At 69.4% G+C, this 25,754-nt stretch carries 20 protein-coding genes; 14 read left to right on the plus strand and 6 right to left on the minus strand.

Annotation, left to right across the window (positions count from 1 at the left end; translation table 11 throughout):
• Positions 1-752, plus strand: a 752-nt coding sequence (locus tag AVT10_RS11415; RefSeq protein WP_198158569.1) for a sensor histidine kinase, incomplete at its 5' end; no start/stop codon positions are given.
• Positions 753-827: 75 nt separating this feature from the next.
• Here AVT10_RS11415 and AVT10_RS11420 read toward each other — a convergent pair.
• On the minus strand, positions 828-1,625 hold the full coding sequence (locus AVT10_RS11420; protein WP_066691300.1) for a phosphate/phosphite/phosphonate ABC transporter substrate-binding protein: 798 nt from the start codon (positions 1,623-1,625) through the stop codon (positions 828-830).
• On the minus strand, positions 1,618-2,493 hold the full coding sequence (locus tag AVT10_RS11425) for a fatty acid desaturase (protein WP_066691303.1): 876 nt from the start codon (positions 2,491-2,493) through the stop codon (positions 1,618-1,620). Before AVT10_RS11425 ends, AVT10_RS11420 begins: the two co-directional genes overlap by 8 nt.
• A 140-nt stretch (positions 2,494-2,633) precedes the next feature.
• On the opposite strand from AVT10_RS11425, the gene AVT10_RS11430 reads away from it, so the two are divergent.
• From AVT10_RS11430 to AVT10_RS11440, 3 genes are all read left to right on the plus strand, one after another.
• Complete coding sequence (locus AVT10_RS11430) at positions 2,634-3,554, plus strand: ABC transporter ATP-binding protein (RefSeq protein WP_066691306.1); 921 nt, start codon at positions 2,634-2,636, stop codon at positions 3,552-3,554.
• Positions 3,551-5,038: an ABC transporter permease gene (locus AVT10_RS11435; RefSeq protein WP_066691308.1), complete on the plus strand. Its 1,488-nt coding sequence runs from the start codon at positions 3,551-3,553 to the stop codon at positions 5,036-5,038. Before AVT10_RS11430 ends, AVT10_RS11435 begins: the two co-directional genes overlap by 4 nt.
• Positions 5,039-5,217: 179 nt before the next feature.
• Complete coding sequence (locus tag AVT10_RS11440) at positions 5,218-6,855, plus strand: M28 family metallopeptidase (protein ID WP_198158570.1); 1,638 nt, start codon at positions 5,218-5,220, stop codon at positions 6,853-6,855.
• A 163-nt stretch (positions 6,856-7,018) separates the two neighbouring features.
• Here the strand turns inward: AVT10_RS11440 and AVT10_RS11445 are convergent, their stop codons facing one another.
• Complete coding sequence (locus AVT10_RS11445) at positions 7,019-7,717, minus strand: hypothetical protein (protein ID WP_066691311.1); 699 nt, start codon at positions 7,715-7,717, stop codon at positions 7,019-7,021.
• Between the two features lie 132 nt (positions 7,718-7,849).
• On the opposite strand from AVT10_RS11445, the gene AVT10_RS11450 reads away from it, so the two are divergent.
• Complete coding sequence (locus AVT10_RS11450; RefSeq protein WP_066691320.1) at positions 7,850-8,506, plus strand: TerC family protein; 657 nt, start codon at positions 7,850-7,852, stop codon at positions 8,504-8,506.
• 108 nt (positions 8,507-8,614) lie between these two features.
• Here the strand turns inward: AVT10_RS11450 and AVT10_RS11455 are convergent, their stop codons facing one another.
• Both AVT10_RS11455 and AVT10_RS11460 read right to left on the minus strand, forming a co-directional pair.
• Entirely contained in the window at positions 8,615-10,888 is a 2,274-nt protein-coding gene (locus AVT10_RS11455; RefSeq protein ID WP_066691322.1) for a TonB-dependent receptor, read from the minus strand.
• Entirely contained in the window at positions 10,888-11,247 is a 360-nt protein-coding gene (locus tag AVT10_RS11460) for a hypothetical protein (protein ID WP_066691325.1), read from the minus strand. Before AVT10_RS11460 ends, AVT10_RS11455 begins: the two co-directional genes overlap by 1 nt.
• 115 nt (positions 11,248-11,362) lie before the next feature.
• On the opposite strand from AVT10_RS11460, the gene AVT10_RS11465 reads away from it, so the two are divergent.
• Positions 11,363-12,082 (plus strand): response regulator, encoded by a 720-nt coding sequence (locus AVT10_RS11465; RefSeq protein ID WP_066691329.1) that lies wholly within the window; start codon positions 11,363-11,365, stop codon positions 12,080-12,082.
• Complete coding sequence (locus AVT10_RS11470; RefSeq protein WP_066691336.1) at positions 12,079-13,446, plus strand: sensor histidine kinase; 1,368 nt, start codon at positions 12,079-12,081, stop codon at positions 13,444-13,446. The genes AVT10_RS11465 and AVT10_RS11470 overlap by 4 nt, the downstream gene beginning before the upstream one ends.
• A 54-nt stretch (positions 13,447-13,500) precedes the next feature.
• On the opposite strand, the gene AVT10_RS11475 is transcribed toward AVT10_RS11470, so the two are convergent.
• Positions 13,501-14,880 (minus strand): M20/M25/M40 family metallo-hydrolase, encoded by a 1,380-nt coding sequence (locus AVT10_RS11475; protein WP_066691338.1) that lies wholly within the window; start codon positions 14,878-14,880, stop codon positions 13,501-13,503.
• A gap of 260 nt (positions 14,881-15,140) precedes the next feature.
• Here AVT10_RS11475 and AVT10_RS11480 point away from each other — a divergent pair, with 260 nt between their 5' ends.
• The 7 genes from AVT10_RS11480 to AVT10_RS11510 all read left to right on the plus strand — a co-directional run.
• Positions 15,141-16,058: a dihydrodipicolinate synthase family protein gene (locus tag AVT10_RS11480; protein WP_232307994.1), complete on the plus strand. Its 918-nt coding sequence runs from the start codon at positions 15,141-15,143 to the stop codon at positions 16,056-16,058.
• Positions 16,058-17,053 (plus strand): 4-hydroxyproline epimerase, encoded by a 996-nt coding sequence (locus AVT10_RS11485; RefSeq protein WP_066691357.1) that lies wholly within the window; start codon positions 16,058-16,060, stop codon positions 17,051-17,053. Before AVT10_RS11480 ends, AVT10_RS11485 begins: the two co-directional genes overlap by 1 nt.
• A 30-nt stretch (positions 17,054-17,083) precedes the next feature.
• Positions 17,084-18,499 (plus strand): amino acid permease, encoded by a 1,416-nt coding sequence (locus AVT10_RS11490; protein ID WP_066691342.1) that lies wholly within the window; start codon positions 17,084-17,086, stop codon positions 18,497-18,499.
• Positions 18,496-19,728: an NAD(P)/FAD-dependent oxidoreductase gene (locus AVT10_RS11495; RefSeq protein WP_066691344.1), complete on the plus strand. Its 1,233-nt coding sequence runs from the start codon at positions 18,496-18,498 to the stop codon at positions 19,726-19,728. Before AVT10_RS11490 ends, AVT10_RS11495 begins: the two co-directional genes overlap by 4 nt.
• A gap of 74 nt (positions 19,729-19,802) precedes the next feature.
• Positions 19,803-20,471: a GntR family transcriptional regulator gene (locus tag AVT10_RS11500; protein WP_066691347.1), complete on the plus strand. Its 669-nt coding sequence runs from the start codon at positions 19,803-19,805 to the stop codon at positions 20,469-20,471.
• Positions 20,472-20,675: 204 nt separating this feature from the next.
• Positions 20,676-23,600: a TonB-dependent receptor domain-containing protein gene (locus tag AVT10_RS11505; protein ID WP_232307993.1), complete on the plus strand. Its 2,925-nt coding sequence runs from the start codon at positions 20,676-20,678 to the stop codon at positions 23,598-23,600.
• 59 nt (positions 23,601-23,659) lie between these two features.
• The coding region (locus AVT10_RS11510; RefSeq protein ID WP_066691355.1) for a glycoside hydrolase family 2 TIM barrel-domain containing protein at positions 23,660-25,754 on the plus strand (2,095 nt) is incomplete at its 3' end.

Below are 25,754 nucleotides of genomic sequence, written 5' to 3' on the forward strand. Positions count from 1 at the left end.
GCGGGGGCAGCGTGCCCGAACCGCCGCCGACCGCCGCGATCGAGATCCAGGCGCTGTACCGCGATTTCGGCGCGATGGCGGAGGCGATCGCGCATCGCTCGCGCTACCTGCGCGACTTCGCCCATGCGGTCAGCCATGAATTCAAGACGCCGCTGGCGGGTATCCGCGGCGCGGTCGAGCTGTTGCAGGACCATGGCGACATGGGGCTGGACGACCGGGCGCGCTTCCTGTCGAACATCGCCGCCGATGCCGACCGGCTGAACCTGCTGGTCAGCCGGCTGCTGGAACTGGCGCGCGCCGACATGGCGACGCGCGAGGCGGGGGTGGCGACCGACCTGTCCGACGTGCTGGCGCAGGCGGCGGATGCGAGCGTGCTGGCGGTGACGGTGCCCGACGAACCGCTGCCCCGCGTCGCCGTGCCGCGCGGCGTGGTGGAGACGGCGCTCTCTACGCTGATCGACAATAGCCGGCACGCGGGGGCGGGGCGGGTGGATATCGCGGCGGCGGTCGAGGGCGCCGTGGTGGTGCTGAGCATCGCCGATGACGGGCCGGGCATCGCGCCGGGCGACCGCGACCGGGTGTTCGAACCGTTCTTCACCACGCGGCGCGCCGATGGCGGGACCGGGCTGGGGCTGGCGATCCTGCGGTCGCTGCTCGAGGCGCATCGCGGGGAGATCGCGCTGGTCGAGGGGCGGGGGGCGGTGTTTCGGTTGTGCTTGCCGGTGGCTCCCACCCCGTCACCCCGGGCTTGATCCGAGGTAACGCTTCCTTGCCCACGCCAGAAGAAGAAGCGGGACCCCGGGCCAAGCCCGGGGTGACGGGGTGGGTTAGGTAAATTGCACATAACCGAGCGCCGCCGCTCGCATATCTTGTGCGGCAATCCGCGCCGACAGGTCGGGGCGGGGCGCCTCGATCCCCGTCAGGAACAGATCGTCCCGCGTCCCGGCAAGGTCGGGATCGGCCATCACCTGCGCCAAGACCGTGCCGAGCAACGTCGCGACCGCCGGTTCGGCGGCGGTGACGAAGGCGGGCGTGGCGGCGGCATCGGTCTTCGCCAGCACCCGCAACCGCCCGGTCGCATCGGGATCGAACCGGGCGAGCGCGGCGAAGGTCACTTCGTCGATCGCAGCGACATCGGCGCGGCCTTCGCCGACCGCGCGGACGCTGTCGGCATGGGCGCCGGTCTCGACCACCCTTCCGAAGAAGGGCTGCCCCTCGGCCAGCGGGGCGATCCGGTCGCGCAGCAGCGCCATGCCGCTGTTCGATCCGCAATCGTTGATCGCGACCGCCCGCCCGCGCAGGTCGGGGAGCGCCTGTGCCTGGTCGTCGCGGCGCACGACGATCAGGCTGCGATGCTCGCCCGGTCGATCGGTGCCGGCATAGGCGGGATGGCCGATGAGACGCAGCTGCGGATGCTCCCGCGCCCAGGGGCGGGTGCAGATCATGCCGAGCAACAACCCGGGATGCGACCACACCGCCTGCGTCGACCATCCGCGCGTCACTCGCACCGGCACGCCCGGCAGGCCATGGTCGCGCAGGCGGTCGCGGATCGCGGCCCAGAGCCGGTCATTGGCGGCATGCTGCGCGACATGGTCGTACATGCCGAGCCACGCGATGCTATCCATGCGCACCCTCCCGCAGCGCCGGGTGGCGGACGGTATCGTGCGGGCGCAGCGCAAAGCGGCGCCAGATTTCGCGATAGCCGGCATAGCGCGGCTCGGTCCGCTGCGTCCGCGCCCGCTCGATCGCGGGCAGGCGATACCAGGGGGCGGCGGGCACGGCATGGTGCGCGGCGTGGAGATTGTTGTTCAGGAACAGCAGCGCCAGCGGCCCGCGCGACACGACGGTCGCCGCTCGCGACGGGCCGGGGGCGTCGGCGCGGTGTTCGGCAAAGCCGCGCAGCAACGAGGCCGCCTGCCCGGGCAGCACGAAGCACAGCGCATAGGTGCCAAGCGGCAGCGCGACATGGTGCAGCCAGCCCAGCACCAGCGCGACGCCGATCAGGTGCGGCCCCCATTCGCGAAGCGTCGCGGCGGGATCGCGTCGCAGTCGCCGTGCCTCGTTCAGCAGGAACAGCGCGATCGCGGCGACCGGCCCGACCAGCAACTGCCCGATTAACGTCGCACGGATGCGGGCAAGCGCCGCGACAACCTCGCCGCCCGCGACATAGCGCGACTCGGGATCATGCGCCGGGTGGGTCGGATGAGGCGATCGGTGATGCGCCTCATGCGTCCGGCGATAGGCGCCATAGGGTAGCCACAGCGACAGCGGCACGCCGCCGATCAGGCTGTTGACCCAACGCCAGCGCGTCGGGTGGCCGTGGATCGTCTCATGCTGCAACGACCCGTGCCATGCGACGAACCACCCGCCGAGCAGCGCGAGGAGGGGCAGGGGGAGTGTGGCGTGCGCGGCGGTCAGCGCGAGCCACCCGCCGTAGATCGCTGCAGCGAGGAGGACGGTGGGCCATTCGATCGGTCTGACTTGGTGCGCCATATTCCCATCGTATCAGTAGGAATATGGCGGTGGCAAGGTGTTGGGGTTCCTCCCCGTGCCGGGAAGGAACGAGACTCCCATTCCCCCTTGTGGCCGTATCGATAAACGGTAATGATGCGATCACTACAGGGGGGACATCGATGCAACATGCCCTGCGCCTCGACGGCGTGGTGAAACGGTTCGGCGCGATGACGGCGGTCGACCATCTGAGCTTCGCCGTCGCGCCGGGGGAGGTGTTCGGCTTTCTCGGCGGGAACGGGGCGGGCAAGACGACGTCGCTGCGCATGGTGCTCGACATCATCCGTCCCGATGCGGGCAGTATCGAGGTGCTGGGCAAGCCGCCGGGGCGGGAATCGAGCCGGCATCTGGGCTTCCTGCCCGAGGAACGCGGGCTGTACCGCTCGATGACCGCGCTGGAGACGGTGGTCTATTTCGGGCGGCTGAAGGGGATGACCGCCGGTGACGCGCGCGCCAAGGGCCGCGAGCTGCTCGACCGCTTCGGCCTCGGCGCGAACCTCAAGACCGGGGTCGACAAATTGTCGAAGGGCATGGCGCAGAAGGTGCAGCTGGCGACCGCGGTCATCAACGCCCCCCGGCTGCTGATCCTCGACGAGCCGTTTTCGGGCCTCGACCCGGTCAATCAGGGGCTGCTGGAGGACGAAATCCTGAACGCGGCGAAGGGCGGGGCGGCGGTCGTGTTTTCGACCCATGTCATGCAGCATGCCGAACGGCTGTGCGACCGGCTGCTGCTGCTGGCCAAGGGTGCGAAGCGGTTCGAGGGTACGCAGGAGGCGGCGCGCGCAACGCTGCCCGCAAGGCTCGACGTGGTGGCGCGCCAGTCGCCCGCCGGGCTGGACGGGGTCGAGTCCGCCACCGCGAAGGGCGAGGTGGGCGAGGGCTGGACCGCGTGGGACGTGCGGATGGCGCCGGGGCGCGATCCCGCCGACCTGCTGCAGCACTGCACCATGGCGGGCGTGCCGCTGCGGCGGTTCGAACAGCATCGACCCGGGCTGCACGACGTCTTTCTCCATATCGTAGGTTCGGCGGAGGCCCGCGCATGATGCACCATATCCTGCTGGTCGCGGGGCGCGAGTTCCGCCAGATCGCCGCCACGCGCAGCTTCTGGGTCACGCTGCTGATCCTACCGCTGGCCTTTGCGATCGGGCCGATCGCGTCGCGTTTCCTCGACAAGTCCGACACGCAGCGCGTGATGCTGATCGACCGCAGCGGCGGTGCGACGGCGCAGGCGATCGCATCGCGCATCGAGCTGGACGAACAGCGCCGCGTGCTGACGCAACTGTCGCGCTTCGTCGAAAGCAACAGGCTGGAGGCGGCCGATCCCTCGGCGCCATGGGCGCGGCATGATCGCTGGTACAGCGATGCCGATGTTGCCCGCTTCGTCGCCGCGGGGGGAGCGAAGGCGGCGCTGGCCAGGATCAGGGCGACCGACCCCAAGGCCCCCGATTTCGACGCGCCCGACCCGGCGTACAGCATCGTGCCCGCACCCGCATCGGTCGCCGCCGCCCCGCCCGAGCGGATCGGCGAGGCGCTCGAACCGCTGCTGCGCCCGGCGGCGGGCAGCAAGGCCAGGCCGATCGACTATGCGATCTACATCCCCGCCGATTTCGGCCGCTCGCCCGACGTCAGGCTGTGGGCCAATGGCGCGCCGTCGAGCGCGTTCGTGACAATGGTGCAGGCGTTGCTGGGGCAGGAGCTGAAGGTCCGCTATCTGCAGGCCAATGGCGTCGCCGCGCCGGTCGCCGCTGCCTCGACCCAGATCGCGCCCAATATCGCGGTCGTCGTGCCGCCGCGCGGCAGCGGGCGCGAACGGGTGCTGATCCGATCGATCCTGCCGCTCGCCTGCGCCTATATCCTGCTGATGTCGCTGGTGCTCTCGGGCAGCTGGATGTTGCAGGGGTCGGTCGAGGAACGCAGCAACAAGCTGATCGAGACGGTGCTGGCCTGCGTTAGCCCGAACGAGCTGATGTACGGCAAGCTGATCGGCACGGTCGGCATCGGGCTGTCGATGGTCGCGACCTGGGCGGTGTGCGGGATCGTCGCCGCCTTCGCCACGCACGGCGCGATTGCCGAGATGATCCGCCCGGCGCTCGAACCAGTATCGTCGTTCGGGGCGATCGCGACGATCCTGTATTTCTTCGTCGCGGGATATCTGATCGTCGCGATGATCTTCCTGGTGATCGGGGCGGTGTCGGATTCGATGCGCGATGCGCAGGGCTATCTGACGCCGGTGCTGCTGGTCGTCATGATCCCGGTCACGCTGCTGGTGCAGGCGGTGCTGCGCGGGGCGAGCGGGCCGCTGGTCGAGCTGCTGACGTGGATCCCGATCTGGACGCCGTTCGCGGTGCTGGCGCGGCTCGGCAGCGGCATGCCGTTGTGGCAGATCTGGGCGACCGGCGCGCTGACCGCGGCGTTCATCGTGGTGGAGGTGGTGCTGCTGGGCCGCATCTTCCGCGCGAGCCTGCTGGCGAGCGGCGGGCGGCCGAATTTTGGCGCGCTGCTGGGGCTGATGCGGCGGGCGGCCTAAGCCTTGAACCGTCACCCCGGACTTGATCCGGGGTCCCGCTTTCTTGTCCACGGTAGCAGAAGAAGCGGGACCCCGGGTCAAGCCCGGGGTGACGAAGATGGCGGTGTAGCACCCCACCCATTGCCGCGGTCCCACCGCTGCGCCACACTCCCCCCATCCATCCGTTCCGGAGTTCGCCTGTGCTCAAGCGTCTGATCCTGCCTGCCTTGTTGCTGTCCACCGCCGCCCATGCGCAGACCGCGCCGATCTTCGACACGAAGCGCATCTCGCGCGATATCCAGACGCTCTCCAGCGATGCGTTCGAGGGGCGCGGACCGGCGACCCCGGCCGAGGCGAAGGTCATCGCCTATATCGCCGAACAGATGAAGGCCGCCGGGCTGCAACCCGCCGGCGACAAGGGCAGCTGGTATCAGGACGTGCCGCTGCTCAAATCCGATATCGTCGGCACGCCGCTGCTGTCGATCACGTCGGCAGGCACGAAGCGGACGCTGAGCCAGGGCAACGAGATCGCGGTGCGCGCCGCGCTGACCGGCCAGCCATCGGTCGCCATCGCCCATGCGCCGCTCGTCTTCGTCGGGTACGGCGTGAAGGCGCCCGAGCGGAACTGGGACGACTTCAAGGGCGTCGACCTGAAGGGCAAGATCATGGTCGTGCTGATCAACGACCCCGATTTCGAAGGCGGCGAGGGCGATTTCGGCGGCAAGGCGATGACCTATTATGGCCGCTGGACCTACAAGTATGAGGAAGCCGCGCGGCAGGGCGCGGCGGGCATCCTGATCGTCCATGAAAGCGCGCCGGCCTCCTATGGCTGGGCGACGGTCAAGAATTCGAACACCAACACGATGTTCGACATCGTGCGGAAAGACCCCAAGGCGTCGCACGTGCCGATGGAGGGCTGGATCCAGCGCGATCTCGCCGTGCAGCTGTTCAAACAGTCGGGGCTGGATTTCGAAGCGGCCAAGGCGGCGGCGCGCAAGGCGGATTTCCGGCCCGTGCCGCTGAAAGCCACACTCGACGCGCGCTATAGCGTGAAGCCGGAGGTCATCACCTCGTACAATGTCGCGGGCGTCCTGCCCGGCACGACGCATCCGCAAGAGACGGTGGTCTATTCGGCGCATTGGGACCATCTCGGCATCGGACAGCCCGATGCGAAGGGCGACCGCATCTATAACGGCGCGCTCGACAACGCGTCGGGCATCGCCGCGATGCTCGAACTGGCGCGTGCCTATGGCGCGGGGCCGAAGCCGGATCGTTCGGTCCTGTTCCTGGCCGTGACGGCGGAGGAAAAGGGGCTGCTCGGCACCGAATATTATGCCGCCAACCCGCTGCGTCCGCTGGCGACGACCGCCGGGGTCATCAACATGGACGGACCGTTCGCACCGTCCGCCTCGCGCGATTTCAGCATTTCGGGGTCGGCGAAGCTCGACCTGCTGACCATGCTGACCGAAGTGGCGGGCACGCAGGGCCGCCGCTATTCGCCCGATCCCAAGCCGGAGGCGGGCAGCTTCTACCGCTCCGACCATTTCCCCTTCGCCAAGCGCGGCGTGCCGGCACTGTCCTATAGCGGCGGGCGCGACCTGGTGGTCGGCGGCACGGCGCGCGCGAAGGAACTGGCCGATGCCTATACCCGCGACAAATATCATCAGCCGGCCGACGAATATGATCCCAACTGGGATACCGGCAGCGTGCAGAGCGACCTGACGATCCTCTACACGCTCGGCCGCCGCCTGGCGGACGGGCGCGACTGGCCGAACTGGTCGAGCGACAGCGAATTCCGCGCGGCCCGCGACCGGACGACGGCGGCGCGGGGGAAGTAACGCACCCCCGAACGCAACGTCACCCCGGGCTTGATCCGGGGTCCCGCTTCTTTCCTCCCTTCTGCGTACCCCCGCGCAGGCGGGGGTCCAGGGTTACTCGCCGGCCGCTATCCTGTTTGGCTCTGGACCCCCGCCTGCGCGGGGGTACGGAAAGGAGCGCGCTCTACTTCACCACCACCCGCCACGGCACGGGCGCGGTCGCCGGTTTCCAGCACCCTTCCAGCGCCTTCGCAAAGTCGCTGGCCCATGCCCCGGCGGTGCCGGGCTTGAGCCAGCCATCATAGCTGACGCGCAGGTTGAACTCTTCGAGATCGAACCGGATCGTGTCTGCGTGGAGCACGATTTCCGACAGACGCCGGTCGAAATCGACACCCGCGGCAAAGCGCAGCTCGGGAAGGCGCGCCAGCTGCGCCATCGCCTTCGGACATTGCCGCACATCGGCCTCGACCCATTCCAGCCCGGCGCCATCGAGGCCGCGTCGCAGCGCGTCGTCGCTGTCGGGCCTCGCCTGTGCCAGCGTACCGATCAGCCGATAGCCGCGCTGGCGCGGGCGGTCCGGCGTGCCGGGGAAGGGGGCGCGGAGCATCCGCGCGATCAGCCGCTGGCCACAGTTCAGGCTGGCTTCGCTGTCGTCCTGGTCGGTGTCGACGCAGCCTTTGCGGATGGCGATGGTGTAGACCGGCATATCAACGTCATCGCCCAGATAGCGGATCGCGATGGCCGGTCGCGGCCGTTCGGGGAAGAACCGTCCCGGATCGAACGCCAGCGCCCGCGTACGTTCGGCGACGTCGTACCTTAGCGTCTCCTGCGCGGGAGCGGCGGTGACGAGGAACAGGGCGACGAGCGGGACAAGGCGGAGCATGCCGCATCCTGCCACGTTCCCTGCCGACGCGACATACGGAACATCCCCCGCCGCCGCCGGTTCGGGATGTCGGTCCGCTGCGTCCGGGCATGCCTCTGGTCCCGCGACGCTTTCCCGCTATAGGCTGCCCCCATGAACGAGCTCTGGAACCATATCGTCGCCGATTTCGCCAATATAGGCAGCCCCTCGGCGCTGGCCGCCTTCGGGCAGGTCGTGCTGATCGACGTGATGCTGGCCGCCGACAATGCTATCGTCGTCGGTGCGCTGGCCGCCGGGCTGCCGCCGGCGATGCGGCGCAAGGTGATCCTGATCGGCGTCGGCGCGGCGCTGGTCCTGCGCGTCGCCTTCGCGCTGGTCGTGACCCAGCTGTTGCAGGTGACCGGCCTCGTCTTTGCCGGCGGGCTGCTGCTGGTGTGGGTCGCGTGGAAGATGTGGCGCGAGCTGAAGGACGACGGCCACGACACGACCGAGGAGACGGCGCTGAAGGCCGCCGCCCCGCGCAGCTTCGCCAGCGCCGCCTGGGCCGTCGCGATCGCCGACGTGTCGATGAGCCTCGACAACGTCCTCGCCGTGGCGGGTGCGGCGCGCGACCATCCGGGCATCCTCGCCATCGGCCTGATCCTGTCGGTCGCGCTGATGGGCGTCGCCGCCAACGTGCTGGCCCGCGTGATCGAGCGTTATCGCTGGGTCGCCTATATCGGCCTTGTCGTCATCGTCTGGGTCGCGTGCAAGATGATCTACGAAGGGCTGGTCGATCCGTCGCGCGGCATCCTGACGCTGTTCGGCTGAGATACTGCTTCGTCATCCCGGGCTTGACCCGGGATCCCGCTTCTTCTGCGACCGTGCCGAGACAGCGGGCCCCGGATCAAGTCCGGGGTGACGATGAAAATACTGTCTTCAAAATAGCTTGCGCAGCGACAGTGCGATCGTGCGTCCCAGCGGGTTGAGATAGGCCTGCTGGAACGCGATCGGCGTCGCGCCGGTCGCGTCGCGCACCGCCTGCCGGGTATCGAACAGGTTGACGATGCCGAGCGACAGCCGCGCGCCCTTCGCCCAGCCCGGTGCCTTGGTCCCGCCCATCTGCTCGGCGAGGTTGGCGAACAGGTTCAGGTCGACCGTCGCCAGATCGCCATAATTGAGGTCGCCGCCCGGCCCGCGCAGCGTCGTGCCCGCCTGCCACCGCGCGGTGATGCGCGCGCCCAGCCCCCGCTTGAACGCCCCGGCCTGCGCCTCGACGCTGTGCCGCGCGCGTCCGCCGCGCAGGTCGAGCGCACCGCCGTCCAGCAGGTCGAGCACCGGCCCGCCATCGGTGAGCGTCAGGCGGTCCTGCAACCGCCACACATGGTCGATGCTGAAGATCAGCCGGCTCGTCAGATTCTCGAACCGCCGCGCCTGCGGGCTGCCCGCCTCGACCATCTGGACGCGCGCGCCGGACGGCAGGCGGCGGCGGACCTCCGCCTCGCTGGAGAAGCTGCGCACCCGCGCCGGCTCGATTCCGGGCGGCAGCGGCCCCAGCGGCCGGACATAGCGCAGGCCCCAGCGCAACTCCTGCTGCCGGCTGCGCGCGAAATTGACCGGCGTTGCGTCGATCCGCTGCAACCGTCCGGCCGCGTCGCGCGTCACCCGGTCGGGAAACGCCGCCTCGACCGCCGGGGTCAGCAGCGGAAAGGACGCGATCGGATCGTCGATCCGGGTGCGGATATAGTCGGCGGTCAGCGTCAGGTCCCGCTTCGCCCAGGGCTGCCACGACAGCCCCAGCGCGGTGACGCGCCGGTCGTCGGGGCGCAGCGCGCGGTTGCCGCCAAGGATGCGGGTCGCATCGACCGTCTCGCCCGCCCCGCTGTCGAAGGTCCGCGCATTGGGCAGCACCAGCAGCGGCGATCCGAGCTGTTCGACACTCGGCGCGGACTGTTCGGCGGTCGCCGATCCCAGCAGCGTCAGCCCCGCGACCGGCGTCCACTGTACGCCGCCGCCCAGCGTCCGCAGCCCGCCCGCATCGGACAGCTCCTCTAGGGCGACATTGGCGTTGAGCGAGACGAGGCCGATGCCGCGCGTGACCGGCAGGTCGATGCTGGCCTGCACATTGGCGGCATCGCGCCCCAGCGACGTGGCGGCGACATTCTCGCCCAAGCGCGACCGGCTGTCGAAGCTGCGCGTCGCCACCCCACCGCGCAGGCTGAGCGCGGCATTGCCGGCGGGCAGGGCGAAGGGCGATCCGTTAACCAGCAGGTCGGCCTGCGCCAGCATATTGGTGAAGCGCGCATCGTTGCGCGGCGCGGCGGCGATGCCGGTATCGGTCACCGTGTCGCTCCGCGTCCGGTCGAGCGTCCCCGTCGCGGTCCACAGCCATTTGCCCGCGCGTCCGCCCAGCGTCGTACCGAGATGCGCGGTGGTCGTGTCGCCGTCGCGGCGCAGCACGCGATCGGCCCCGCGCCCGACCAGCGCCCGCGTCGCCATCGTCTCGACCCGCGCATCCAGCGTTGCCGCTACCTCGCCGAACGGCGTGCCGGCGACCGTCGCGCCCAGTGCCGCGCGGCGGGTCTCGGGCAGCAGCGTGCGCGCCCTGCCCAGTGCCGGATCGCCCGGTTGCACGATGTCGCGTTCGTCCTCGGTCAGCGCGCTCGCCCGGCTAAGCTCCGCCTGCACCATCGTCCGGGTGTCGCCCCGCAGCCGCAGGAGATTGGCGGTGGCGCCGATGGTCGCCTGTCCGCCGCCGGTCGGCATGCCGCCGGTCAGCTGGCCGATCCGGGAGGCATAGCGTTCGCGGGTGACGATGTTCACCACCTTGCGGTCCGCCGGAAAGCCATAGGCCAGCGCGACCGCCTCGGGCAGGATTTCGGTCCGCTCGATCGCCTCGGTCGGCAGGTTGGCGATCTCGTTGACGCTCGACACGCGGCGGCCGTTGAGCAGCACCGCCGGCCCCGCATCGCCGCGCCCGCGCCCGCTCGCCACCGCCGCGCCCAGCGCTTGCAGCAGCTCCTGCACATTGTTCGCGCCATAGGCCCGGATGTCGAGCGCGGAGAGCGTGCGTTCGGGCGGGATCGTGCCGGTCACCGACCCGCGCGGCCGTTCGCCCCGCACCACGATATCGTCGCGCGGCGGGGTGGCAGGCGCGGGGGCGGGGGCGGCCTGGCCCCCGGCGAGCAGGGCGATCAGCAGCGCCGCTCCCATCAGGGTTCCCGCCGCGCGTTGAACGGCAGGGTGGCGAGGCCGGCGATGATCACGTTACCCGCCATGGCCGTCCCCTCCGGCGCCAGCGCCAGCGCAAAGGTCACGCGCGGTTTCGATTCGATGCCGAACGTCGCGCAACCCTGCGTCACCGTGACTTCCTCCAGCGGCTTCCAGGTCGGCGCCTTGGTGGTGCGATAGCGCCCGCTCCATCCCTTGCCGTCGCGCGACAGGTCGAACGTCCAGTCGGCCCCGGCGAAATTGCCGGTCCATTGGCCCGCGACGCGATCGGCGCTGCCCGGCGCAGCACAGGGCGCATCGGGACTGGCAAGGGCGAGGACGATGACGAGGATGGTGAACATGCGAACTCCCGTGGCGAAGAGCCGCCATCCAACCACGTGGTTGTAGCGTCACGATGGCGCGTTCGTGTCGCCGGGCGATACGCAGATGCTACAAAGCCATGCTATCGGGCGGGGGATGCCGACCGATGCTCCCCCCGCCGACCGCATAATCGTCGTCGACGACGACACCAGCATCCGCGACGCGCTGGCCGAATATCTGGGCGGGCATGGCTATGCGGTGCGCACCGCGCCCGGCGCGGCGGCATGCGACCGGTTGTGGATGGAGGCGCCGGCGGACCTGCTGGTCATCGACGTGATGATGCCGGGCGAGGACGGGCTGTCGCTGTGCCGCCGCCTCGCGCCGCTGGGGGTGCCGATCCTGATGCTGAGCGCGCTGGACGGGGTGACCGACCGGATCGTCGGGCTGGAGGTCGGGGCATGGGATTATCTGGCCAAGCCGTTCGAACCGCGCGAGCTGCTCGCCCGCGTCCGCGCGCTGCTGCGCCGGCCGCGCGCGGTCGAACCGGTGGCGGCCGGCGACGATGCGGTGGTCTTTGCCGGATGGTGGTTCAGCCCGGCCGAACGGCGCTTACGCGATCCGCAGGGGCGGCCGCTGCTGCTGAGCGAAGGCGAACATGCGCTGCTCGCCGCCTTCGTCCGGCGGGCGGGCCGCGTGCTCAGCCGCGACGCGCTGCTCGACGCCGCGCGCGGGATCGATGCCGCCAGCTATGACCGCGCGATCGACATCGCGGTCAGCCGGCTGCGGCGCAAGCTGGCGGAAGGGGACGCGACCCCGCTGATCGAAACGGTGCGCGGCGCGGGCTATCGCTTCGTGCCGGCGGTGCGCCCGGCATGATCCGCGCCTTCTGGCGACGGCCCAGCGCGCTGACCGCCATCGGCGGGTTCAGCGTCGCCATCGCGATCCTGAGCGTCGCGATCACCGCCAGCATCGTGCTGCTGATGCCCGATCCGCCGGCGGTGCGGCTGACGCTGGCCGATGCGGCGGCGGCGCTGCGCGGCGCGGAAAACGGCCTCGTCCGCAGCATCGGCGCGCCGCCCGCCGGGCCGCCCAATCCGATCCAGCAACAGGTGCTCGCCCAGGCGCTCGGCCGGCCGGTCGGCGACGTCCGCGTCGTCTGGCTCGACGCGCCGCCACGCAAGAGGCCGGTCGGTGAGGTCATCGTCGTTACCCCGCACCGAGGGAGCGGCAGCCCGTTTCCCGGCGGCACCATGGTGTTGCAGATGAAGGGCGGACGGCCGATGCGGGTGGTCGACCGGTTGCCCGACGGGCCGCTCGGCACGGTATTGCTGCGCCTGCCGCAGCCGCCCTTCGCCGCCGGCGTCCGCCTGTCCGACGGGCGCTGGCTGACGGTTCGGCCGGCCGCGCCGCTGCTGGGGGGATGGCGGTGGAAGGTGCTGGTCGCGCTCGCGGTCAGCCTGGTCGTGCTGGCGCCGCTCGCCTGGCTGTTCGCGCGGCGGCTGACCCGCCCGTTCCGCGTGCTGGCCCGCGCGATCGATGCCGGGCTCGACCCGCCCCAGGCGCAAGGGCCCCGCGAATTGCAGGAGGCGGCGGGCGCGATCCTGCAGCTGCGCACCCGCCTCGCGGCGGAGAGCGAGGACCGGTTGCGGATGCTGACCGCGGTCGCCCACGACCTGCGCACCCCGCTGACCAGCCTGAAGCTCAGGTTGGAATCGGTGCCCGAGCCGCAGCGCGCGCGGATGGTGGCCGATGCCAACCGGATGCAGGCGATGATCGCCGACGTGCTCGACTTCGCGCGCACCGCCGACGCCACCCGCCACCCGGTCGGCCTGCGTCCGCTGGTGGCGGAGGTGGTGGCCGACGCCCCGGCGATGACGCTAGATCCCGGGCCGGAAGTAACGGTCAGCGTGGTCGAGGCCGGCCTGCGCCGCGCGGTCGAGAATCTGGTGCGCAACGCGGTCGACTATGCCGGCGGGGGGCGGATCGCGGTCGCGCGGGACGGGGATCGCGCGGTGATCGAGGTGATCGACACCGGCCCCGGCATCGCGCCCGCCGACCGCACCCGCCTGCTGCGCCCGTTCGAACGCGGCGACGCCTCGCGCAACCGCGATACCGGCGGGGTCGGGCTGGGGCTCAGCATCGTGCAGGGCTTTGCCGAACGCCATGGCGGCACGCTCGAACTGGCCGACGCGCCGGGCGGGGGGATGGTGGCGCGGTTGGTGTTGCCGGCGGTCGGGTGACGAAGCCCCGACCTCTCTTCTCGTCACCCCGGATCAAGTCCGGGGTGACGGGAATCACCCCAACGTCTTCAACAACGTCTCCCACCACAACACCCCCGGATCGAAGGTCGCGACCGGCACCCGTTCGTTCAGCCCGTGGGCGAAACTGTCGCTCGCCTTCATGAACACGCCGCCGACCCCGAAGCTCGGAATGCCGTAAGCGCGGAAATGCATCGAATCGGTCGCGCCGGCCTCCTGCATCGGCACGACCAGCAGCCCCGGCGCCCGCTCGGCCACCGCCGCCTTCACCGCCGCGACGACCTTCGGGTCGAGCGGGGAGGCGCCGGCCTCGATCGTGCCATTGTCGTTGAAGGCCACCGCGACCTTGGGATCGGCGGCCAGTTCGGTCAGCTTGGCCGCGATCTGCGCGCGCGGCGTACCCGGAAAGATGCGGCAGTTGATGTTGGCGACCGCGCGCTGCGGCAGCGCGTTGGGCGCATGGCCGCCATTGAACATGGTGGGGACGCAGGTGGTGCGGACCTGCCCGATATAGCGCTTGTCGGCCGACAATATGTCCGCCGCGGCGGTGTCGTTCGGATTGGCGGCGAACGCCTTCATCGCCGCACCCAGCGGTCCGGGCGTCATCGTCGCGGTGCCGGCCAGCGACGCCTTGGTGATCTCGTTCTGTTGCGGGGGAAAGCGATAGGCGGCGATCCGCCCGACCGCCGTCGCCAGGCGGACGATGGCATTGTCCGGTCCCGGACGGCTGCTGTGCCCGCCCGGATCGGTGACGGTCAGGTGCCAGTCGCCATAGACCTTCTCCGCCGCCTGCAATCCGTACACCATCGGTTTGCCGTCATCGCCCAACAGCCCGCCACCGGCATCGGCGTTCAGCACCAGAGCGGCGTTCCTGTACGCCTCCGCCGCCGCCCGCGTCGTCTTCATCGTGGTTTCTTCGTCGCCGGTCAGCACCAGCACGATATCGCGCTGCGGCACCCATTTCGCGCGGCGCAGCTTCATCAGCGTCGCGACCGCCATCGACAGCCCGGCCTTGTTGTCCAGGCTGCCGCGCCCGAAGACATAGCCATTCTCGATCACCGGGGTGAACGGGTCGCGGGTCCAGTCCTTCGGATCGGCCTCCACCACGTCCATATGCGCCAGCACCACGGTCGGCTTCGCAGCCCGGTCGCGGCCGGGATAGCGCGCGGTCAGATAGCCGGTCTCCCCCATCGCCACGAAGCGGACCTCGGCGGGATCGAACCCGGCGGAGAGCAGCTTGGCCTGCAGATACGCGGCATAGGCCGGCACCTGCCCGCGCCCGGCGACGGTCTGGAACTTCACCCCGTCGGTCAGCAGCGTGACCGCTTCCTTGCCCCCCGGCGTCGACGGCGCGTCCTGCGCCTGTGCGGCGATCGGGCCCAGCATGGCAATTCCGGCAAGCAGCATCCGCATCATCGTCTTCCCCTTTGGCCTGAAGGGTGCGCGGTTCGCGCCGATCGCGCAAGGGCGCCGACGATGTCCGGCAAACCCCCGCGCTATGCACCGGCACGATCCTGACCTACACCGGGGCCGACCACGGATCGTGCGGTGGCCATCGCCGCCGAACGGCTTCGAGCCGTCAACCGCAGGCGCAGCGAAATTCGTTGCGCCTGACCGTTTTATATCGTATACGATCCAAGATATCCATGGAGGTTGATGTGGTTTCTGGTTCGAGCATGTGGACGGGCGTCTATCCCGCGGCGACGACGCAGTTCGCGGCCGATGGGTCGGTCGATATCGATGCGACGCAGCGCGGTCTGGTCGCGCTGGTCGAGGACGGGGTCGACGGGCTGATCCTGCTCGGCACCTGCGGTGAGAACAACTCGCTCGACGTCGAGGAAAAGCATGCCGTGCTGCGCGCGGGTGTCGAGGCGGTCGGCGGGCGCGTGCCTTTGGTGTGCGGCGTGTCCGAATTCACCACGCGCCGTGCGGCGGCGTTTGCCAAAGAGGTCGAGGATATCGGCGTCGACGCGCTGATGCTGCTGCCCGCCATGGTCTATGTGCCGACGCCCAACGAACTGGCGACGCATTTCCGCACCGTCGCGGAAGCGACCGGCCTGCCGATCATGCTCTACAACAACCCGCCAGCCTACCGCGTGTCGGTCGACTTCGCCACGCTCGCGCTGCTCGAACCGGTGAAGAACATCGTCGCGGTCAAGGAAAGCGCGCCCGATCCGCGCCGCTTCACCGACGTCATCAACCGCTTCGGCGACCGCTATATCGTGATGGCCGGTCTCGACGACGTGGCGCTGGAGGGCATGTTGCTCGGGGCCAGCGGATGGGTGTCGGGCCTGACCAGCGCCTTCCCGCAGGAATCGGTCGCGCTGATCGCGGCGGTCGATCGCGGCGACTGGGAAGAGGCGCGGCGCATCTATCGCTGGTTCATGCCGCTGCTCCACCTCGATGCCGAACATGACCTCGTCCAGTCGATCAAGCTGGCCGAGGAGATCATGGGCCGCGGGTCGGAACGCGTCCGCCTGCCGCGCCTGCCGCTCGAAGGCGCGCGCCGGGCAGAGGTGATCGCGATGGTCGAGAAATGCGCGGCGACGCGGCCGGTGCTGACCGCGCCGTCGGTGGAGGCGGCTGCCGCCTGATGCGCCACACCTTCTTCTGCATCGACGGCCACACGGCGGGCAATCCCGTCCGCCTGGTGGCCGGGGGCGCCCCGCTGCTGCGCGGCGCCAGCATGGCGGAGCGGCGCCAGGATTTCCTGGCGCGCTTCGACTGGATCCGCACCGGGCTGTGCTTCGAGCCGCGCGGCCACGACATGATGTCGGGCGGGTTCCTTTATCCGCCGTGCGGCGATGCGGATGCGGCGATCCTGTTCATCGAAACGTCGGGCTGCCTGCCGATGTGCGGGCACGGCACGATCGGGATCATCACCTTCGCCCTCGAAAACGGGCTGATCACCCCGCGCGAGCCGGGACGGCTGCGTGTCGAGGTGCCCGCCGGGGTGATCGACATCGACTATGTGGCGGACGGCAACCGGGTCCGCTCGGTAAGGATCCGCAACGTCCCCGCCTATCTGGCGAAACAGGGCGTGCAGGTCGATGTGCCGGGCTTCGGCGCGCTGTCGATCGATGTCGCCTATGGCGGCAATTATTATGCGATCATCGAGCCGCAGGGGCCGTACACCGGCCTCGACGATCTGGGTGCGGCGCGGATCGTGGAGCTCAGCCGCACGATCCGCGACCTGGTGCGCGCGGTCTATGAACCGGTCCATCCGCTCGAACCGACGATACGCGGGGTCAGCCATGTGCTCTGGGCCGACGCGCCGAAGGGCGAGGGCGCGGACGGGCGCAACGCGGTCTTCTACGGCGAACGCGCGATCGATCGCAGCCCGTGCGGCACCGGCACCTCGGCCCGCCTCGCTCATCTCGCGGCGACCGGCCGGTTGACCATCGGCGACCGCTTCGTCCACGAAAGCTATATCGGCAGCCGCTTCATCGGCCGGGTCGAGGCGGAAACGACGATCGGCGATCAACCGGCGATCGTGCCGTCGATCGAAGGGTCGGCGATCGCGACCGGCTTCAACACGATCTGGATCGATCGCGAGGACCCGTTCTTTGCCGGGTTCACGGTGGTCTGACGGCACAATAACGACAAACGGGAGGGGCGCATGGCACGAGGATTACTGGGGCCGCTCAAGCCCCTCGACGCAGGCGAAGCCGATCCGGAGCGCCGCCTGCGCAAGACGCTCAGCTGGCCGCACCTGATCGCGCTCGGCATCGGGGCGATCGTCGGCACCGGCATCTATACGCTGACCGGGGTCGGGGCGGATCGCGCCGGGCCGGCGGTGATCCTGTCCTTCGCCATCGCCGGCGCGGTCTGTGCCTGCGCCGCGCTCGCCTATGCCGAAATGGCGACGCTGATCCCGACCGCGGGCAGCGCCTACACCTACAGCTATTCGGTGATCGGCGAGAGCGTCGCCTGGATCGTCGGGTGGAGCCTGATCCTCGAATATTCGCTCGCCTGTTCGACGGTCGCGGTCGGGTGGTCGGCCTATCTGGTCGGATGGTTGCAGAGCGTCGGCGTGCAGTTGCCCGCGATGCTGCTGTCGGGGCCGCACAGCGGCGGGATCGTCAACCTGCCCGCGGTGCTGGTGGCGCTGGGCATCGCCGGGATGCTGGTCGCGGGCACGCGCGAAAGCGCCACCTTCAACATCGTGCTGGTCGCGATCAAGATGACGGCGCTGGCGGTCTTCGTGCTGTTCGCTTTGCCCGCATTCAACGGCGCCAATTTCGAACCGTTCATGCCCTATGGCTTTGGCAGCACGGTGCAGGGCGGGGCGACGCGCGGGGTGATGGCGGCGGCGGCGATCGTGTTCTTCGCCTTTTACGGGTTCGATGCCGTCGCGACCTCTGCCGAAGAGGCGCGCAATCCCGGCCGCGACCTGACCATCGGCATCATCGGGTCGATGGCGGCGTGCACCGCCATCTATATGGGGGTCGCGGTCGCGGCGATCGGGGCGGTCAGCTATGTCGATCTCGGCCGCTCGGCCGAACCGCTCGCTTATGTCCTGCGCAGCTTGCAGCATCCCTTCGCCGCCTGGGCGATCGGCCTCGCCGCGCTGATCGCGCTCCCTTCGGTCATCCTGGTGATGATGTACGGGCAGAGCCGCATCTTCTTCGTCATGTCGCGCGACGGGCTGCTGCCGCGCTCGCTCAGCCGCGTGTCGGCGCGCACCGGTTCGCCCGCGCTGGTGACGATGGTGACCGGCGTGTTCGTCGCCGCCGTCGCCGGCTTCTTCCGCCTCGACGAGATTGCCGAGCTGGCCAATGCCGGCACGCTGCTCGCCTTCATCGCGGTCGCGGCGTGCATGATGATCCTGCGCCGCCGCGCGCCCGAACTGCAGCGCGTGTTCCGCTGCCCCGCGCCGTTCGCGGTCGGCACGCTGGCGATCCTCGGCTGCGTCTATCTGCTGGTCAGCCTGCCGTCGCACACGCTGGTGCGGTTCGCGCTGTGGAACATCATCGGCGTCGTCTTCTACCTCCTTTACGGTCGCGTGCGCAGCCTGGTGCGGGTGCGCGGGTGAGCGGCGATGCGGTCGTCATCGGCGACGGCGTTGTCGGGCTGAACGTCGCGCTGGCGCTGCAACGCCGGGGCAGGGCGGTGACGATCGTCGCCCCCGATCAGCCATGGCGCGGGGCGTCGTGGGGCAATGCCGGGCATATCGCGGTCGAACAGGTCGAACCGCTCGCCTCGCTGGCGACGGTGCGCAGCGTGCCCGACCGGCTGTTCGTGCGCGGCGGGGCGCTGGCCCTGCCGCCGCGCGCCATCGCCGCCTGGCTGCCCTTTGCGCTCCGGATGCTGCGCGCCGCCGCACCGACCCGCTTCGCCTTGGGCAAGGCGGCGCTGTCGGCGATGCTGGCGACCGCCGTCCCGGCATGGCAGCGGGTGCTGGCCGATACCGGGCGGCCCGACCTGCTGCGGATCGACGGGCATTTCGTGGTGTGGGAAAGCGCGGACAGTGCCGCGCGCGGGCAGGCGGCGTGGGCGCGGACCGATACCGGCACCGCGAGCTGGCGCGCGGCGACGCCGGCCGAACTGGCCCGGCTCCAGACGCTGACCCATGTGCCGATCGCCGGGGCGATCCGGCTCGAGGGCAGCGGGCAGATCACCGATTCCGCTGCGCTGGGCGACGCCTTGCGGAGCCGCTTCGTCGCGGCCGGCGGCACGTTCGTGCACGACCGCGCGCGCGGGGCGGTCGAGCGCGAGGGGCGGGCGCGTGTCCTGCTGGAACAGGGGGCGCCGATCGACGCCGATGTCGCGGTCGTCGCGGCGGGGGCGGCATCGGCCGCGCTGGTCGCGGCGGCGGGACTGCACGCGCCGCTGATCGCCGAGCGCGGCTATCATGTCGAGGGCGATCCCGGCGACTGGCCCGCCGACATGCCGCCGGTGGTGTTCGAGGACCGCTCGATGATCGTCACCCGCTTCGCCCACCGGCTGCGCGCGGCGAGCATCGTCGAATTCGCCCGGACCGACATGGAGCCCGACCCGCGCAAATGGGCACGCATCCGGGGGCATGTCGCCGCGCTCGGCCTGTCGCTGCGCGCGCCGGTCGAACCGTGGATGGGCGCGCGGCCGACCCTGCCCGACTATCTGCCCGCGATCGGGCGGCGCGGGGCGGTGGCCTATGCCTTCGGGCACCAGCATCTCGGGCTGACACTGGCGGCGACCAGCGGTGAGGCGCTGGCCGCGCTGCTGCACGGCGACGCGCCCGCCTTCGACCTGACGCCGTTCGCGCTCGAGCGATTTCGCTGAGCGATGGTTGCGCCGGGGACGGTGCACGCTAAGTGGCGTACTACGGTATACCACCGTGGCACAGGATTTTCTGCATGACCGGTATCGTCGTCCGCAACCTTTCCGAACAGCTGGTCGTGCTGCTGCGCGACCGTATCCTCGCGGGCCGGATTGATGCCGATCGCGCCATCCGGCAGGATGCGCTGGCCGCCGAACTGGGCGTCAGCAAGATTCCGCTGCGCGAGGCGTTGACCCGGCTCGAACAGGAAGGGCTGGTCCGGCTGCACGCCAATCGCGGCTATTTCGTCCGCGAACTGACCATGGACGAGGCGGAGGAGGTCTATGCGCTCCGCCTGAAGCTGGAGCCGGAAGTCGCCGGCGTGGCGGCGATGCGCGCGACCGATGCCGAACGCGACCTGGCGATCCGCACGCTGGCGCAGTTGGACGAGGTGACGAACGCTCATGGCGACGGCGTCGGCGCGTTCAACCGCGCCTTTCACCTCGCGCTGCTGCGCCCCTCGCGCCAGACGATCACGACCACCATGCTCGAACGGCTGCACGTGCTGGGCGAACGCTATGTCCGCCGCCACCTCGAACCGCTGGGCCGCGACCAGCGCGCGAACGACGAACATGCCCAGCTGCTGCAATGCTGGCTGGCGCGCGACGCATCGGCGGTCGCCGCGCGGATGTACGCCCATATCGAACAGACCGTGCTCGACCTGCGCCGCGAATTCGGCAACGACGGCGGCGACGGCGTCGCTTGAGGGCCACCGGTTCGCGCCCGGGAAATGCGCCGACCCCAATTATTTAGTTCGATTTCGGCCAGTCCCACGCATCAAAAGAAGGTGCGGTGCGCACCGGCGCTTATAAACATAGCTGGATATCGTATAATATATTTGAAGCGCCCTCCATGTTATGGCAATCTGCCCCGACAATAACGGGGGATGGACATGCGACGTACGACGAGATTGCTGGCTTCCGCGGCGGTGACGGCGCTGGTGCTGGGGAATGCGCTGCCCGCGCTGGCGCAGACGACGACCGATGGTCAGGTCGCGGGCGAGGCGACCGGCGATGAAACCATCACGGTGACCGGATCGCGCATCGCGCAGCCCGGCGCCAAGAGCAACAGCCCGATCACGACGGTCGGTGCCGAGGAAATCCGGCTGCAGGGGGCGACCAATGTCGAAAACGTCCTCAACCGCCTGCCGCAGATCACGCCCGATGCGAACGAAAACGTGTCGAACGGGTCGGACGGCACCGCGCGAGTCAACCTGCGCAACCTGGGTAGCAACCGCAATCTCGTCCTCGTCAACGGCCAGCGGCTGCTGCCGATCCAGGCGACCGACCTGAACTTCATCCCGGGCTTCATGGTCGAACGGGTCGACGTGATGAGCGGCGGCGCATCGGCGGTCTACGGCTCCGACGCGGTGTCGGGCGTCATCAACTTCGTGCTGCGCGACAATCTGAACGGCGTGAAGACCGACGTGCAATACGGGTTTTCGGCGCATCACAACAATAACGACGCCTATCGCGCGCGCGTCCGCGCGGCGGGTTTCACGCCGGCGCTCAGCACCCCGGTCGACGGGCAGCGCTTCGACGCGAACATCGCGATGGGCGCGAATTTCGCCGAGGATCGCGGCAACGTCACCGCCTATTTCGGCTATCGCGACGTGCGGCCGATCCTGCAATATAACCGCGACGTGTCGGCCTGCGCGCTCGACCCGGTATTCTCGGGCGATCCGGAGGCTGCGACGGCGCTGACCTGCGGCGGGTCGTCGAACAACCAATATGGCCGGTTCGTGCCGCTGCGCACGGGCATCGCGCCGGGCGGCTACAACAACACGGTCGACGGCAACAAGACCTGGGTGCAGTACAACCCCAGCTTCCGCTACAATTACGCGCCACTCAACTATTTCCAGCGCAACGGCACCCGCTTCACCGCCGGCGCCTTCGCGAAATATGAAGTGACGCCGGCGGCCGAACTCTATGGCAGCTTCATGTTCATGGACGACCGCACCAATTCGCAGGTCGCCCCCTCCGCGCTGTTCCAGGGTTATCCCTATTCGATCAACTGCAACAATCCGCTGATGAGCGCGCAGCAGGCGACGTTGCTGTGCGGCGCGGCGGCGGCGGGAACCAACGTCAACCAGGACGTCTATATCGGCTATCGTCCGGTCGCCGCCCCGGCACAGCCGCGTCGCGACGACCTGCGCCACACCGACTATCGCGTGACCGGCGGCGTGCGCGGGGAGATCGCGAAGGGCATCCGCTACGACCTCAACGCACTGTTCTCGACCGTCATCTTCAACGAAACCTATCGCAACGACATCGATCCCGCGCGTGCCAACCGCGCGCTGAAGGTCGATCTGGTCAACGGCGTGCCGACCTGCCGGTCGGTGATCGACGGGACGGACCCGACCTGCGTGCCGCTCAACGTGTTCCAGTTCCGCGGGCCGACTGCGGCGGCGCTGAACTATGTCTATGCGCCGACCAGCACCGAGGGGCTGGACCGCGAGACGGTGATCGCCGGCACGGTCAATTTCGACGGGTCCGAATATGGCGTGAAGCTGCCCTGGGCCGAAACCGGCATCGGCGCGGTGTTCGGCGTCGAGCATCGCCGCGAGAGCCTGGAATTCCGGGCCGATGCGCTGGCGATCGCCAAGGGGACCAAGGAGATTTCGGGCGCGTTCGACGTGACCGAAGGCTTCACCGAAATCCGCGTGCCGATCATCGAGGATCGCCCGTTCTTCGACGAATTGTCGCTGACCGGCGGCTATCGCTTCTCGAAATACAGCACCAACAGCAAGGGCATCTCGACCTACAAGGGCGAAATCGCCTGGGCGCCGTCGGCGGACCTCCGCCTGCGCGGCGGCTATAACCGTGCCATCCGCGCGCCCAACATCTCCGAACTGTTCGGCGCGCAGACCCCGGGCAACGTGACGACGCAGGACCCGTGTTCGGGCACCAGCCCCGCCGCCACGTTCCAGCAGTGCCAGCGCACCGGCGTCACCGCCGCGCAGTACGGCAACATCATCGAATGCCCCAGCGAACAGTGCACCGGCTTCTATGGCGGCAACCAGGCGCTGCGCCCCGAAGAGGCCGACACCTATACCGCCGGCATCGTGTTCACGCCGCGCTTCGCCCGCCGCCTGATGCTGTCGGTCGATTACTTCAACATCAAGGTGAAGGACTATATCGGCGTCATCCCGGTCACGCTGACCATCAGCCAGTGCTTCGCGACCGGCGATCCGTTCTTCTGTTCGCTGTTCAACCGCAATCCGCGCAACGGCGTGCTGTTCGGCGGCGACGCGACGACCGGCGGCTATGTCACCTCGACCACGCAGAATACCGGGTCGCTCGGCACCAGCGGCCTCGATCTGGGGGTGAATTACGGGTTCAAGACCGGCATCGGCAAGTTCGACGTCAACATGGTCGGCACCTGGCTGCGCGACCTGACCACCGAACCGCTGCCGGGCCTCGGCAAATATGACTGCAAGGGCCTGTTCGGCGGCACCTGCGGTCAGCCGAGCCCAGAATGGCGCCACCAGGCACGCTTCACCTGGACGTCGCTCGACGACAGGGGCGCGATCTCGCTCAACTGGCGTTACATCGGCCCGACCGACCTGTCGTCGAACACGGACGATCCGTTCCTGCAGGGGGCGCCCTATCAGGTCAATGCGCGCCTGCCGGTCGCCAATTATTTCGACCTGGCGGCGACGGCCAGCGTGCTCGACGACGTGACGCTGCGCATCGGCGTCAACAACCTGCTCGACCGCGATCCGCCGGGGATCGCGCAGGGCCTGCTGGCGTCGTTCGGCAATGGCAACACCTATCCGGGCGTCTACGATGTCGCGGGTCGGACCTTCTTCGTCGGCCTGTCGGCGGAGTTCTGAGGAAGGGGCGGCCGGTGCTCCTTACGGGCGCCGGCCGTCGGTACGGGAAAGAAGTTCGCATGATCGGTCGCGTCGCGCTTGCCCTGCTGGTGTCTCCCTGGGCGATCGCGGTCGCGACCGCGCAGGCCCCGCCCCCCGCCGCGCCGGCGGAATGGGAACGGCCGGAGGTCATCCGCATCGGCGCCGAACCGATGCACGCGACCTTCGACGGTTACGAGACGGTGGCGCTGGCGAAGCGCGGCGACCTGGCGGCCTCGCGCTATCGCCTCTCGCTCGATGGGCCGTGGCGCTTCCACCGCTCGCCCACGCCCGAGGCCCGGCCGGTCGGGTTCGAACGGCCCGACTATGACGTCAGCCGCTGGGGCACCGTCGCGGTGCCGGGCATCCTGCAGGCCCAGGGGCAGGGGACGCCGGTCTTCGTCGGCAGCGGCTATCCCTTTCCGATGGACCAGCCCCGCATCGACCACCGGTTGAACGAGGTCGGATCCTACCGGCGCGAGGTGACGGTCCCGCCGCATTTCGCCGGGCGGCGGATGCTGCTGACCGTGGGGGCGGCGGGGGCGGCCTATTATCTCTGGGTCAACGGTCGGCGCATCGGCTATTCCGAGGACTCCAAGCTGCCCGCCGAGTTCGACGTCACCGCCGCGATGCGGCCGGGGCGCAACACGGTCGCGATCGAGCTCTATCGCTATGCCGATGGCAGCTATCTGGAGGATCAGGATTTCTGGCGGGTCAACGGGATCGAGCGCAGCGTGACGCTCTATGCCGCGCCGCCCACCCACCTGCGCGACATCGACGTGCGCGCCGGGCTGACCAACGACTATCGCGACGGCACGCTCGCCCTGTCGGTCGCGCTGGGCGGCAAGGCGGCGGCCGGGCTGCGGGTGCGCGCCACTGTGCTCGACGGCCGCCGCGCGCTGCTGGTGCGCGAAGGGGTCACCGATGCCGCCCGGCAGGTCCGGTTCGACGGCACCCTCCCGGCGGTGCGCGCGTGGAGCGCGGAGACGCCCGAACTCTACACCCTGCTCGTCGAACTGCTCGACGCGCGGGGCCGCGTGATCGAGGCGACGACGCGCCGCATCGGGTTCCGCACCGTCGCCATCGCGCAGGGCGAGGTGCAGGTGAACGGCCGCCGTATCACCATCCGCGGGGTCAACCGCCACGAACACGACCCGCGCACCTTCCGCATCGTGTCCGACGCGACGCTGCGCCGCGATCTGGAACTGATGAAAGCGGCCAATATCAACGCCTTGCGCCTGTCGCACTATCCCAACGACCCGCGCATCTACGACCTTGCCGATCAGGTCGGGCTGTACCTGATGGACGAGGCGAATATCGAGAGTCACGGCTATCTGAGCAAGGCGCAGCAGAGCGGCGATTTCGAAGGCACGCTGCTCGGCTACAAGCCCGAATGGAAGGCGGCGCATCTCGACCGCGTCGAACGGATGGTCGAACGCGACAAGAACCACCCGTCCATCATCTTCTGGTCGCTCGGCAACGAAACCGGCATCGGCACCAGCTTCGAGGCGGCGGCGCACTGGGTAAAGGCGCGCGACGCCACCCGGCTCGTCAGCTTTCTGGGGCACAGCATGAGCGGGTGGCGCCACCCGACCAATCCTTACGTCGACATCTTCGCGCCGATGTACGACGATATCGAGAAGCTGGTCGATTATGCCGAGCGGGGCGAATACCCGCAGCCGCTGATCCTGTGCGAATATGCCCATGCGATGGGCAACAGCCTCGGCAATTTCCAGGACTATTGGGACGTCATCCGCCGCTATCCCAAATTGCAGGGCGGGTTCGTGTGGGACTGGGTCGACCAGACGATCCTGCGCAAGGACGCGGCGGGCCGCGACTATTGGGCGCAGGGGCGCGACTTCGTGGCGGATGGCGACGACAGCCCGGTCGGCGACGGGGTGATCGGCGCCGACCGCACGCCCGACCCCGAATATCACGAACTGGCCAAGGTCTATGCCCCGATCGCGTTCGAACGCGTCGGCGCGGGCTATGGCGTGGTCAACCGCCACGACCATATCGACCTGTCGCGCTTCACGCTCGACTATAGCGTGCTGGAGGACGGGCGGGAGGTCGCGCGCGGCGCGCTCCGGATGCCGGCGGTGGCGGCCGGCGCGCGCGCGCCGCTGGCGCTCCCCC

Source organism: Sphingomonas hankookensis, assembly GCF_001619955.1.
In the GTDB taxonomy this organism is placed as follows: Bacteria; Pseudomonadota; Alphaproteobacteria; order Sphingomonadales; family Sphingomonadaceae; genus Sphingomonas; species Sphingomonas hankookensis_A.

Excerpts from the sequence above, each read along its gene's own strand:
- AVT10_RS11420 (WP_066691300.1), bottom strand. The coding sequence starts at position 1,625 with ATGGATAGCATCGCGTGGCTCGGCATGTACGACCATGTCGCGCAGCAT.
- AVT10_RS11425 (WP_066691303.1), bottom strand. The coding sequence starts at position 2,493 with ATGGCGCACCAAGTCAGACCGATCGAATGGCCCACCGTCCTCCTCGCT.
- AVT10_RS11430 (WP_066691306.1), top strand. The coding sequence starts at position 2,634 with ATGCAACATGCCCTGCGCCTCGACGGCGTGGTGAAACGGTTCGGCGCG.
- AVT10_RS11435 (WP_066691308.1), top strand. The coding sequence starts at position 3,551 with ATGATGCACCATATCCTGCTGGTCGCGGGGCGCGAGTTCCGCCAGATC.
- AVT10_RS11445 (WP_066691311.1), bottom strand. The coding sequence starts at position 7,717 with ATGCTCCGCCTTGTCCCGCTCGTCGCCCTGTTCCTCGTCACCGCCGCT.
- AVT10_RS11450 (WP_066691320.1), top strand. The coding sequence starts at position 7,850 with ATGAACGAGCTCTGGAACCATATCGTCGCCGATTTCGCCAATATAGGC.
- AVT10_RS11455 (WP_066691322.1), bottom strand. The coding sequence starts at position 10,888 with ATGGGAGCGGCGCTGCTGATCGCCCTGCTCGCCGGGGGCCAGGCCGCC.
- AVT10_RS11460 (WP_066691325.1), bottom strand. The coding sequence starts at position 11,247 with ATGTTCACCATCCTCGTCATCGTCCTCGCCCTTGCCAGTCCCGATGCG.
- AVT10_RS11465 (WP_066691329.1), top strand. The coding sequence starts at position 11,363 with ATGCCGACCGATGCTCCCCCCGCCGACCGCATAATCGTCGTCGACGAC.
- AVT10_RS11470 (WP_066691336.1), top strand. The coding sequence starts at position 12,079 with ATGATCCGCGCCTTCTGGCGACGGCCCAGCGCGCTGACCGCCATCGGC.
- AVT10_RS11475 (WP_066691338.1), bottom strand. The coding sequence starts at position 14,880 with ATGATGCGGATGCTGCTTGCCGGAATTGCCATGCTGGGCCCGATCGCC.
- AVT10_RS11480 (WP_232307994.1), top strand. The coding sequence starts at position 15,141 with ATGTGGACGGGCGTCTATCCCGCGGCGACGACGCAGTTCGCGGCCGAT.
- AVT10_RS11485 (WP_066691357.1), top strand. The coding sequence starts at position 16,058 with ATGCGCCACACCTTCTTCTGCATCGACGGCCACACGGCGGGCAATCCC.
- AVT10_RS11490 (WP_066691342.1), top strand. The coding sequence starts at position 17,084 with ATGGCACGAGGATTACTGGGGCCGCTCAAGCCCCTCGACGCAGGCGAA.
- AVT10_RS11500 (WP_066691347.1), top strand. The coding sequence starts at position 19,803 with ATGACCGGTATCGTCGTCCGCAACCTTTCCGAACAGCTGGTCGTGCTG.